The sequence below is a fragment of the Cereibacter sediminicola genome, assembly GCF_007668225.1.
Taxonomy (GTDB): domain Bacteria; phylum Pseudomonadota; class Alphaproteobacteria; order Rhodobacterales; family Rhodobacteraceae; genus Cereibacter_A; species Cereibacter_A azotoformans.
On the sequence record NZ_VDEK01000005.1, the window covers coordinates 206,311 to 217,027 of the forward strand.

The following is a 10,717-nucleotide window of genomic DNA, read 5'->3' on the forward strand; positions in this document are numbered from 1 at the left end:
CAGGACGAGCCCCCATGAGCGACACCGCCGAGGCGCATGGCGCCGCCCGGAAGCGCAGCTTCATCGAGACACTGGAGATCGACACGCGCCTTCTGGGCATGATCGGCGCCTTCATCGTGCTCTGTCTCGTGTTCCATTTCCAGACCGACGGGCGGTTCCTGACCCCCCGCAACATCTTCACGCTGGCGATCCAGACCGTCTCGGTCGCGATCATGGCCACGGGGATGGTCTTCGTGATCGTCACGCGGCACATCGACCTGTCGGTGGGGTCGCTGCTGGCGCTCTGCTCGGCGGTGATGGGCATGATGCAGGTGGTGGTCATGCCGCAGATGATGGGGATGGGCTTCGGCCACCCGCTGATCGCGCCGCTGGCGATCCTGTCGGGCGTCGTGGTGGGCGTGCTGATCGGCGCCTTCAACGGCTGGCTGATCGGCTACCTGACAATCCCCTCCTTCATCGTGACGCTGGGGGGGCTTCTCATCTGGCGCAACGTCGCCTGGTATCTGACCTCGGGCCAGACCATCGGGCCGCTTGATCCGACCTTCCAGCTCTTTGGCGGGATCAACGGCACGATCGGCCCCTTCTGGTCCTGGGTCGTGGGCGGCCTGGCCACCGTGGCCGCCCTCTGGAGTCTCTGGAGCGCGCGGCGGGCCAAGCAGTCGCACGGCTTTGCCGTCAAGCCGGCCTGGGCCGAACTGGTGATGGGCGCGATCATCTCGGCGGCCATCCTGGGGTTCGTGGCGGTCCTCAACGCCTACCAGGTTCCGGCTGCGCGGCTGCGCCGTCTGTTCGAGGCGCGCGGCGAGACCATGCCCGAGGGCTACACCACCGGCTACGGCCTGCCCGTCTCGGTGCTGGTGCTGATCGCGGTTGCCATCGCCATGACCGTGATCGCCAAGCGCACCCGGTTCGGGCGCTACATCTTTGCCACCGGCGGCAACCCGGACGCGGCCGAACTGTCGGGCATCAACACGCGGCTCCTGACGGTCAAGATCTTCGCGCTGCTGGGCGGGCTCTGCGCGCTCTCGGCGGTGGTGGCCTCTGCGCGCCTGACGAACCACGCCAACGACATCGGCACGCTCGACGAGTTGCGCGTGATCGCCGCCGCCGTCATCGGGGGCACCGCGCTCTCGGGCGGGATGGGCACGATCTACGGCGCGATCCTCGGCGCGATCATCATGCAGTCGCTCCAGTCGGGGATGGCGATGGTGGGGGTGGATGCGCCCTTCCAGAACATCGTCGTAGGCTCGGTGCTCGTGCTCGCCGTGCTGATCGACATCATCTACCGCAAGCGGACCGGAGGCTTCAAATGACGCTCAACCCGAACCGCGCCGCCGGCGCCACGCCGCTGGTCGAGATGCGCGACATCTCGATCAGCTTCGGCGGCATCCGGGCGGTGGATCACGTCTCGATCGACCTGCATGCGGGCGAGGTGGTGGGGCTTCTCGGCCACAACGGCGCCGGCAAGTCCACCCTCATCAAGTGTCTTTCGGGCGCCTACCGGATGGACTCGGGCGAGATCCTCATCGACGGCGAGAAGGCCGAGATCCACAATCCCCGCGACGCCCGCCGCTACAACATCGAGACGATCTACCAGACGCTCGCGCTGGCGGACAATCTCGACGCGGCCTCGAACCTCTTTCTCGGGCGCGAGCTGGTCACGCCGCTGGGCTTCGTGGACGATTCGCGCATGGAGGCCGAGACGCGCCGGATCATGGGGCGGCTCAACCCCAACTTCCGCAAGTTCAAGGTGCCGGTGGCGGCGCTGTCGGGCGGGCAGCGCCAGTCGGTCGCCATCGCGCGCGCGGTCTATTTCAACGCGAGAATCCTCATCATGGACGAGCCGACCGCGGCCCTCGGTCCCCAGGAGACGCGGATGGTGGGCGAGCTGATCCAGGAACTGAAGCGCCAGGGGCTCGGCATCTTCCTGATCAGCCACGACATTCACGACGTGATGGACCTGTGCGACCGGATCTCGGTGATGAAGAACGGGGTGCTGGTCGGGTCAGAGCAGGTGGGCGACGTCACCGAGGACGAGATCCTCGGCATGATCATCCTTGGAAAGAAGCCCGAACGGGCGGGAGTAAACTGAATGTATATCGGTCTCGATCTCGGGACGTCCGGCCTCAAGGGCATCCTGATCGACGAGGGCCAGCGCGTGCTGGCCGAGGCGAGCGCGCCGCTCACCGTAAGCCGTCCGCACGAGGGATGGTCCGAACAGTCGCCGGCCGACTGGATCGCCGCGGCCGAGGCGGTGATGGACCAGCTTGCGGCGCAGGGCCTTGCGGGCGTGAAGGGCATCGGGCTCTCGGGCCAGATGCACGGCGCGACCCTTCTTGATGCCTCGGACGAGGTGCTGCGGCCCTGCATCCTGTGGAACGACACCCGCAGCCATGCCGAAGCGGCGGAGCTGGATGCCGATCCGCGTTTCCGGGCCATCACCGGCAACATCGTCTTTCCGGGCTTCACCGCGCCCAAGCTGGCGTGGGTCGCGCGGCACGAGCCGGCGATCCGGGCACGGGTGGCGCGGGTTCTGCTGCCCAAGGATTACCTGCGGCTCTGGCTGACGGGCGAGCATGTCGCCGAGATGTCGGACGCCGCCGGCACGAGCTGGCTGGATGTCGGCGCGCGCGACTGGTCGGACGAGCTTCTGGCCGCGACCGACCTCACGCGCGAGGCGATGCCGCGGCTGGTCGAGGGCTCGGCCGTGTCGGGTGAGTTGCGCCCGGCGCTGGCCACGCGCTGGGGCCTGCCCGAAAGGGTGGTCGTGGCGGGGGGCGGCGGCGACAACGCCGCCTCGGCCGTGGGGGTGGGCGTGGTCCGCGCGGGCGAGGCCTTCGTCAGCCTTGGCACCTCCGGGGTGCTGTTTGCCGCCACCGACGGCTACCAGCCGGCGCCCGAGACGGCCGTTCATACCTTCTGCCACGCCCTGCCCGAGGCGTGGCACCAGATGGGCGTGATCCTCGCCGCGACCGACGCGCTGAACTGGTATGCGCGGCTGGTGGGGCAGGAGGCGCGGGTGCTGACCGGCGACCTTGGCGCGCTTCAGGCGCCGGGGCGCGCGTTGTTCCTGCCCTATCTCGGGGGCGAGCGGACGCCGCTGAACGACGCGGCGATCCGCGGCGCCTTCACCGGGCTCGAACATGCGACCGACCGCGCCGCCGGAACGCGGGCCGTTCTGGAAGGCGTGACCTTCGCCATCCGCGACTGCCGCGACGCGCTGGCCGCGACCGGAACCCGGCTGGAGAGCCTTCTGGCCGTCGGCGGCGGCTCGCGCTCGGACTACTGGCTGTCGGCCATCGCGACGGCGCTCGACGTGCCGGTGCTGCTGCCTGCGGCGGGCGATTTCGGCGGCGCCTTCGGGGCCGCGCGCCTCGCGCTGATGGCCGCGACCGGGGCCGGGGCCGAGATCGCGACCCTGCCGCCCATCGCCCGCACCATCCCGCCCGAGCGCAGCCTCACGGCCGCCTTCGACGACGCCCACGCGCGCTACCGCGCCGCCCAGACAGCCATCAGGAGCCTCACATGACCGACTTCTTCGCCGGTATCCCGCAGATCCGCTACGAGGGCGAAGGCTCCTCCAACGAGTTCGCCTTCCGCCACTACAACCCGGACGAGGTGATCCTCGGCAAGCGGATGGAGGATCATCTGCGCTTCGCCGTTGCCTGGTGGCACAGCTTTGCCTGGCCGGGCGGCGATCCGTTCGGCGCGCAGACCCTCGAGCGGCCGTGGTTCGGCGATACGCTTGATCTGGCGCGGATGAAGGCCGACGTGGCCTTCGAGATGTTCGAGATCCTCGGCGCGCCCTTCTTCTGCTTCCACGATGCCGACATCCGTCCCGAGGGCGCGACCTTCGCCGAGAGCAAGCGCAACCTCGAGGCGATCGTGGATCACATCGGCGCCAGGATGGAGACGTCGAAGACCCGGCTGCTCTGGGGCACGGCCAACCTCTTCTCGCACCGCCGCTTCATGTCGGGCGCCGCGACCAACCCGGACCCGGATGTCTTCGCCTGGTCGGCGGCGACGGTGAAGGCCTGCATGGACGCCACGAAGCAGCTCGGCGGGGCGAACTATGTCCTCTGGGGCGGGCGCGAGGGCTACGAGACGCTTCTGAACACCGATCTCAAGCGCGAGGCCGAGCAGGCCGGCCGCTTCCTGCAGATGGTCGTGGACTACAAGTACAAGATCGGCTTCGAGGGCACGATCCTGATCGAGCCCAAGCCGCAGGAGCCGTCCAAGCACCAGTATGACTATGATGTGGCAACGGTTTACGGCTTCCTGAAGCGGTTCGGGCTGGAGAATGAGGTGAAGCTCAACGTCGAGCAGGGGCACGCGATCCTGGCCGGCCACAGCTTCGAGCATGAGCTGGCGCTGGCGGCGAGCCTTGGCATCCTCGGCTCGATCGACATGAACCGCAACGATTACCAGTCGGGCTGGGACACTGACCAGTTCCCCAACAACCACCCCGAGATGGCGCTGGCCTATTACGAGGTGCTGAGGGCGGGCGGTTTCACCACCGGAGGCACGAATTTCGACGCGAAGATCCGTCGCCAGAGCCTCGATCCCGAGGATCTGATCCTCGCCCATGTCGGGGGGATGGACACCTGCGCCCGTGCCCTGAAGGCCGCGGCTCGTCTTTACGAGGACGGCAGCCTGGAACGGGCCCGTGCAGACCGCTATGCGGGATGGGAGACGCCCGAGGCGAAGGCGATGCTCTCCTCGTCGCTCGACGAGATCGAGGCCCGCGTTCTGGCCGAGGACATCAACCCCCAGCCCCGCTCGGGCCGGCAGGAGCGTCTCGAGAACCTCTGGAACCGCTTCGTCTGAGGACGGATGCGCGATCGGGCGTTCCACACGCCCGATCGCAGCCCCGGCTGAGGCTGCCAGGCAGCAACAAGCGCCTCTCACGGAGGCCCGTAACCCTTTACCAAGATTCGCGCTCCATAGTGCCCTCATCGTGAGTCACTGGAGCCTCGCATGGATCTCTCCGGCCCCGCGCGGGCCATCCTCCTCGGCATTCTGGCCATCCTGAGCCAACCGGCCTCCGCCGCGCAGTCCCTCACGCATGGCGGCGGCGACGCCGCGCTTTGCGAAGAGGCCGCACGAGGCGCCGCCCGCGCAACCGGGGTGCCCGAGGAGGTGCTTCAGGCGATCACTCTGGCCGAGACCGGCCGCCGTTCGGCGGAAGGCGCGCTGCGCCCCTGGCCCTGGGCCGTGAACGTGGGCGGAGAGGGCCACTGGTTCTCCTCGCGGGCCGAGGCGGAGGGCTTCGTGAAGCAGGTCCTTCTGGCCGGAAGGCGAAACCTCGATGTCGGCTGCTTTCAGATCAATCACAGGTGGCATGCGGACGGTTTCGCCTCCGTGCATGAGATGTTCGACCCTCAGGCAAACGCGCTTTATGCCGCGCACTACATGCTTCAGCTTCGAGAGAGATCGGACGACTGGTCGATGGCCGCGGGGGCCTATCACTCCGCCACTCCCGAACATGCCGATCGGTACCGGGCGCGCATCGACACCCTGCTGGCCGGCGTGCCCCGGGGCCCCGCGGTCCAGCCGGCCGCCCTCCACGTCAACCGTTATCCGCTTCTGATGAGCGGCGCGCTGCGGGGCAGAGGCTCGCTGGTGCCGCTGGATGCCGCCCCCCTTGGCGCCTTGTTCGGGAACTGACACGATGCGCTTCTCCAGACAGGACCTCTTCCAGCCGACCATTCTGCTGGCGCTCGCGCTGATGGCGGTCATCGTCATGATGGTGCTGCCGGTGCCGGCCTGGATGCTTGACCTCGGCCTCGCGCTGTCCTTCTCGCTCGCGATCCTCATGTTCACCGTGACGCTCTTCATCCAGCGTCCGCTCGACTTTTCCGCCTTTCCGACGATCCTGCTGGCGTCGCTGATGCTCCGGCTGTCGCTGAACATCTCGTCCACCAAGCTCATCATCGGAGAGGGCCATACCGGAACCTCGGCCGCCGGCCATGTCATCGAGGGTTTCGCCAGCTTCATCATGAACGGCAGCGTCATGATGGGGGTGGTGATCTTCTGCGTCCTGCTCATCGTCAATTTCGTCGTGATCACCAAGGGCGCCGGGCGCATGGCCGAGGTGGGCGCCCGCTTCGCGCTCGACGGGATGCCGGGCAAGCAGCTCGCGATCGACAGCGACATGTCCGCAGGCGCCATCGACCATGCCGAGGCCAAGAGGCGGCGCGAACAGGAACTGGCGGAAACCAACTTCTTCGGCTCGCTCGACGGGGCGTCCAAGTTCGTGAAGGGGGATGCGGTCGCCGGGCTGCTGATCACCGCCCTGAACATCGTCGTGGGGCTGCTGGCCGGCGTCACCATGCACGACATGCCGCTGAGCCGGGCGTTCGAGACCTACGCCATCCTCACCATCGGCGACGGGCTGGTGAGCCAGATCCCGGCCGTGATCATCTCGATCGCGGCCGCGCTCCTGCTCGCACGGGGCGGATCCACGGGGGCGGCGGACGTCTCCTTCTTCCAGCAACTGGGCCGTTACCCCGGCGCGCTCGGGACGGTCGCGCTCCTCATGGCGCTTTTCGCGCTGGTTCCGGGTCTCCCGTTCGGGCCGTTCATGATCGCGGCGGTGCTCCTTGCGGGGCTGTCCTACATGGGGCTCAAGGGAAAGGACGGCACTCCCGCCGCCGAACCGGAGGCAGTCGAGGAGCCGCGGGCGCGGCCACTGGGCGATGTTCTCGACTTCGACGACATCCATATCGAGTTCGCGCCGAGTCTCGTGGGCATGGTTCTCGATCCCGCCACGGGGCTCGACTCCAGGATCAACAACATGCGCAACTACATCGCCGGAGCCTTCGGCCTGATCCTGCCCGAAATCCGGGTGACGGACGAGGCGATGCTGCCGCCCGGCAGCTACCGGATCCGCCTTCAGGGGGTGGAGCGTGTCCGCGACCGCCTCATGCCCGATCATGTTCTCGTCCTGCTGGCCGAAGGAGCGGATGCGCCCAACGGCATCGACGTCCGCGAGCCGGTATATGGCGCCCCCGCGAGGTGGATTCCGGCCGATCACCAGGAGGAAGCGGCTCTCCGGGGGCTGACCGTGGTGACACCGGCCGAGGTGCTGGCGACTCATCTGCTGGAGGTGCTGAAGGGCAATCTGGCGCGGCTTCTGACGCTCAAGGGGCTGCGGCGCCTCCTGGACGAGTTCGTCAACCTCTCGGACCGGGCCAGGGCCGACGCCAACCGCCGCCTGCTGGACGAACTCGTCCCCGATCGTGTGCCGGTCGATCTGCTGCTGGCGGTGCTGCGCCTCCTGCTCGAGGAGCGCGTCTCGATCCGCAACCTGCCGCTGATCCTCGAGGCGATCGCCGAGGCTCGGGCCCTTACGGCGCCCGAGGAGATCTGCGAGCATGTGCGCCAGCGGCTCGGCTTCCAGATCGTGGCCGAACTGAAGCGCGAGGACGGGACCATTCCGCTCATCCAGCTGGCGCCCGAGTGGGAGAAGACCTTCACGGCCCACCAGATCGAGGGCAGTCGCGGCCTGCGCGACGTGGCCCTGCCGCCCGAGGCCTTCAGCCGGCTGGCGAACGGACTGGCCGAAAGGCTCGCGCGCGCGGCTGACAGCGGCATCCAGCCCGCGCTGGTCACCTCGACCCTGCGGCGCCGCTTCGTACGGGCCGTGGCGGCGGCCAAGGGGCTGAGGGTGCCGGTCCTGTCCTATGACGAGATCGGCACCGAAGCCCGCGCGTCGATGGTCGGCACCGTGCCGGCATGACGCCCCTGTTCGAGCACGCCACCGAGCTGACCCTGATGGTCCAGGACCTGTTCCGGGCGGGTTTCCTGGTCTTCATACGGGTCGGGGCGGCCATGGCCCTGCTGCCCGCCTTCGGAGAGATGACGCTGCCGGCCCGCGTGCGGCTGACCATCGCCCTTGCCTTCACCGCCATCGTCTTTCCGGCCGTGAGTGACCGGGTGCCGGCCTTCGACGGGTCGCCGGTGGCCCTTGGCATCGAGGCCGCGATCGGCCTCGTTCTCGGGATGTCCTTGCGGCTCTTCGTGCTGGCGTTGCAGACGGCCGGCACCATCGCGGCTCAGGCCGTGTCGCTGTCCCAGATGTTCGGATCGCCGTCGGGCGAGCCGCAGCCCGTCATCGGCAACGTCCTGACGCTCGCCGGTCTCGCAATCGCGGTTGCGGGTGGCCTGCCTGTGCGCCTCGCCGAGTTTCTGATCCTGTCCTATGACCTCTTGCCCGCGGCGCGTCTTCCGGTTGCGGGTGACGTGGCCGACTGGGGCCTGCAACTGATCGTTCACACCTTCGCCCTCGCCTTCATGCTGTCGATGCCGTTCGTGGCTGCATCCTTCGTGTTCAACGTGGCGCTCGGCATCATCAACCGCGCGATGCCGCAACTCATGGTGTTCTTTGTGGGGGCACCCGCCCTCACATTCGGCGGGCTTGTGCTGCTGGCCCTGTCCGCCCCGCTTGCGCTCGGGCTCTGGGTGACGCGGCTCGGCGATTTCCTCGACAACCCCTCCGTCGTGGCGCCGCCATGAGCGAGGGAGACGAGGACAAGCCGCACGAACCGTCCCAGCGCAAGCTTGAGGAGGCGCGGCGAAAGGGCGAACTTCCAAAGTCACAGGATCTCGTGACGGCCGCCAGCTATGGCGGTCTTCTGCTTGCGGCTCTGGGCCTCGGGCAGGGCGCCATCCAGCAGATGGGAGACATGGGCAACTCGCTCCTTGCGCAGGCGGACCGTTTCTCGACGCTCCTGTCGGAAAGGGCCCAGCCGCAGGTGGGAGGACTGCTCTCCGCGGCGCTGCTTGCTGCCCTGCCTTTCTTCGCGATACCCGCCCTCGCCGCCATCGCCGCTCTGGTGGCGCAACGGGCCCTGGTCGTCGCGCCGACGAAGCTCGCCCCCAAGCTCGAGCGGATCTCGCCCGTCTCGGGCTTTCGCAACCGCTTTGGTCGCAACGGCCTGTTCGAGTTCGCCAAGAGCCTCGTGAAGCTTCTCCTCGTCGCGGTGGTCTTCGCGCTCTTCATCACGGCCCACATGGCCGAGATGCTCGACATGCTCGCGATGGCGCCGGGCTTGGCGATTGGCCGCATGTTCATGTTGATGCTCGAGTTTCTCGCGATTGTGGTGCTCCTGTCGGGCGGGATCGGCCTCATCGACTACTTCTGGCAGCGCGCCGAGCATCTCCGGCGCCACCGGATGTCGCGCAAGGAGCTTACGGACGAGGCCAAGGATGCCGAGGGCGATCCGCATGTGAAGGCGCAGCGGCGGCAGAAGGCGATGGAGATTGCCACCAATCGCATGCTGCAGGATGTGCCCGGGGCCGACGTGGTCGTGGTCAATCCGACCCATTATGCCGTCGCGCTGCGCTGGAAGCGCGGGGATCGGCGCGCGCCTCTCTGCGTGGCCAAGGGAACAGACGAGATTGCCGCGCGCATCCGCGAGAGGGCGGCGGAGGCCGGCGTTCCGATACACCGGGATCCGCCGACGGCGCGCGCGCTGCACGCCGCCGTGCGCGTTGGCGAAGAGATCCGTCCCGAACATTACAAGGCGGTTGCAGCGGCCATCCGATTTTCTGAACGGATCAGGCGCAGGATGAAAGGAGTGCGAAGGTGAAGCCGAAGGACGAGATTGTGCGTCTCCGGGATCTGGCCCAAATGGTTCTGGACGTACGTCTGGCAGAACTCGGCCGGGTCGCGCGCGAGCGGCAGAGCTGTCTCGACGGGTTGAAGGCGCTGGAGGCCATGCCGGCGAGTGACCTGGACCCGGTAACTGCGGCTCAAGTCGCGCTTTCCTACCAGGCATGGGCGGACGGCCGCCGGTCGGAGATCAACCTGGCACTCGCCCGGCACACGGCGGAGTGGAAGTCGAGGACCAGTTCCGCCCGCACAGCCCTTGCCCGAGCCGAGGCACTGCGACGGCTTTGAGGCCGGCATCTAGCTTTTCTCACCTGACGGAGGTTTTCGTTTTCGGTGATTTATCTCATTGGTCGGGCATCAGACGCGATGACATCTGCCTTTATCTTGGCCCCGCCGACCGAGCGCAGCTGGAAGCGCTGATGACCGACCGCAACACGCCCCGGAAGGTCGTCTGGCGCGCCGGTATCATATTGGCTACAGCCGACCGCTGCGGCACCAACGAGATCATGCGGCGCGCGGGAACGTCCGAGCCGACGGTCTGGCGTTGGCAGGCGCGCTATCTCGACGAGGGTGTGGCGGGCTCCGGCGCGACAAGACCCAGCCGTCCCGGGCGCCTCCGCGGCCCCGGGAAACGCGCCTCAAGGTGATCGCAAAGACAGTGAGGGAGAGCCGGGCGGTAGTGCTCCCAAGCCCTTCGTATGGAGCAAGTCCGCCGAAGAAATCCTTACCCGGGAACGCCGCCCTCTGGACGCCATCGATGAAATCCGCGGAAATCGGTAGCAAGAGGAAGACTCAGGACACTAGTGTGATCGCTGTCGCGCACGCGCGACCACTCCAGAAGACGCGCCGGCACAGGCTTCGATACCAATCAGACAGGGCCGCAGCCGTGAAAAGAACAGAAGGACCTGCGCCCGCTTGTATCGACCCAGTGAAAATCTGCTCATGCTACAAGGAGAGACGTAGCGATGAGTGTGACGATGGACGACCCGATCAAGCGGTGGACGGCGAAGCGCAAGACAGCGCTGGTGGTGGAGATCATCCAGGGCAAGACGACGGTGGCCGAGGCCAGCCGGTCCTATGATCTCTCGCCTTCCGAGATCG

Annotated in this window: 10 protein-coding genes; all 10 read left to right on the top strand. The window is 67.6% G+C overall.

Annotated features, from left to right (window positions below):
• The first annotated feature begins 14 nt into the window (after positions 1 to 14).
• The 10 genes from FG154_RS05990 to FG154_RS21390 all read left to right on the top strand — a co-directional run bounded on the left by FG154_RS05990 (position 15) and on the right by FG154_RS21390 (position 10,263).
• Positions 15 to 1,313 carry a sugar ABC transporter permease gene (locus FG154_RS05990; protein WP_145105327.1) on the top strand — a complete coding sequence of 433 codons (1,299 nt, stop codon included), beginning with the start codon at positions 15 to 17 and terminating at the stop codon, positions 1,311 to 1,313.
• On the top strand, positions 1,310 to 2,092 hold the full coding sequence (locus FG154_RS05995; RefSeq protein ID WP_145105330.1) for an ATP-binding cassette domain-containing protein: 783 nt from the start codon (positions 1,310 to 1,312) through the stop codon (positions 2,090 to 2,092). Before FG154_RS05990 ends, FG154_RS05995 begins: the two co-directional genes overlap by 4 nt.
• The gene (gene xylB, locus FG154_RS06000; RefSeq protein WP_145105332.1) at positions 2,093 to 3,529 is read left to right on the top strand and encodes a xylulokinase; all 1,437 of its coding nucleotides are present in this window, start codon (positions 2,093 to 2,095) and stop codon (positions 3,527 to 3,529) included. It begins immediately after the preceding gene.
• On the top strand, positions 3,526 to 4,827 hold the full coding sequence (xylA, locus tag FG154_RS06005; RefSeq protein WP_145105335.1) for a xylose isomerase: 1,302 nt from the start codon (positions 3,526 to 3,528) through the stop codon (positions 4,825 to 4,827). The genes xylB and xylA overlap by 4 nt, the downstream gene beginning before the upstream one ends.
• 150 nt (positions 4,828 to 4,977) lie before the next feature.
• Complete coding sequence (locus FG154_RS06010; protein ID WP_145105338.1) at positions 4,978 to 5,667, top strand: transglycosylase SLT domain-containing protein; 690 nt, start codon at positions 4,978 to 4,980, stop codon at positions 5,665 to 5,667.
• Between the two features lie 4 nt (positions 5,668 to 5,671).
• Positions 5,672 to 7,741: a flagellar biosynthesis protein FlhA gene (flhA, locus tag FG154_RS06015; protein ID WP_145105341.1), complete on the top strand. Its 2,070-nt coding sequence runs from the start codon at positions 5,672 to 5,674 to the stop codon at positions 7,739 to 7,741.
• Positions 7,738 to 8,517 (top strand): flagellar biosynthetic protein FliR, encoded by a 780-nt coding sequence (locus tag FG154_RS06020; RefSeq protein ID WP_145105344.1) that lies wholly within the window; start codon positions 7,738 to 7,740, stop codon positions 8,515 to 8,517. The genes flhA and FG154_RS06020 overlap by 4 nt, the downstream gene beginning before the upstream one ends.
• The gene (gene flhB, locus FG154_RS06025) at positions 8,514 to 9,593 is read left to right on the top strand and encodes a flagellar type III secretion system protein FlhB (protein WP_145105348.1); all 1,080 of its coding nucleotides are present in this window, start codon (positions 8,514 to 8,516) and stop codon (positions 9,591 to 9,593) included. Before FG154_RS06020 ends, flhB begins: the two co-directional genes overlap by 4 nt.
• Positions 9,590 to 9,904, top strand: coding sequence for a hypothetical protein (locus FG154_RS06030; protein WP_145105351.1), 315 nt, complete (start codon positions 9,590 to 9,592; stop codon positions 9,902 to 9,904). The genes flhB and FG154_RS06030 overlap by 4 nt, the downstream gene beginning before the upstream one ends.
• A gap of 131 nt (positions 9,905 to 10,035) precedes the next feature.
• Complete coding sequence (locus FG154_RS21390) at positions 10,036 to 10,263, top strand: helix-turn-helix domain-containing protein (protein WP_425456833.1); 228 nt, start codon at positions 10,036 to 10,038, stop codon at positions 10,261 to 10,263.
• Positions 10,264 to 10,717: the final 454 nt, after the last annotated feature.

Coding starts and splice junctions, on each gene's coding strand:
- FG154_RS05990 (WP_145105327.1), top strand. CDS start 15: ATGAGCGACACCGCCGAGGCGCATGGCGCCGCCCGGAAGCGCAGCTTC.
- FG154_RS05995 (WP_145105330.1), top strand. CDS start 1,310: ATGACGCTCAACCCGAACCGCGCCGCCGGCGCCACGCCGCTGGTCGAG.
- xylB (WP_145105332.1), top strand. CDS start 2,093: ATGTATATCGGTCTCGATCTCGGGACGTCCGGCCTCAAGGGCATCCTG.
- xylA (WP_145105335.1), top strand. CDS start 3,526: ATGACCGACTTCTTCGCCGGTATCCCGCAGATCCGCTACGAGGGCGAA.
- FG154_RS06010 (WP_145105338.1), top strand. CDS start 4,978: ATGGATCTCTCCGGCCCCGCGCGGGCCATCCTCCTCGGCATTCTGGCC.
- flhA (WP_145105341.1), top strand. CDS start 5,672: ATGCGCTTCTCCAGACAGGACCTCTTCCAGCCGACCATTCTGCTGGCG.
- FG154_RS06020 (WP_145105344.1), top strand. CDS start 7,738: ATGACGCCCCTGTTCGAGCACGCCACCGAGCTGACCCTGATGGTCCAG.
- flhB (WP_145105348.1), top strand. CDS start 8,514: ATGAGCGAGGGAGACGAGGACAAGCCGCACGAACCGTCCCAGCGCAAG.
- FG154_RS21390 (WP_425456833.1), top strand. CDS start 10,036: ATGACCGACCGCAACACGCCCCGGAAGGTCGTCTGGCGCGCCGGTATC.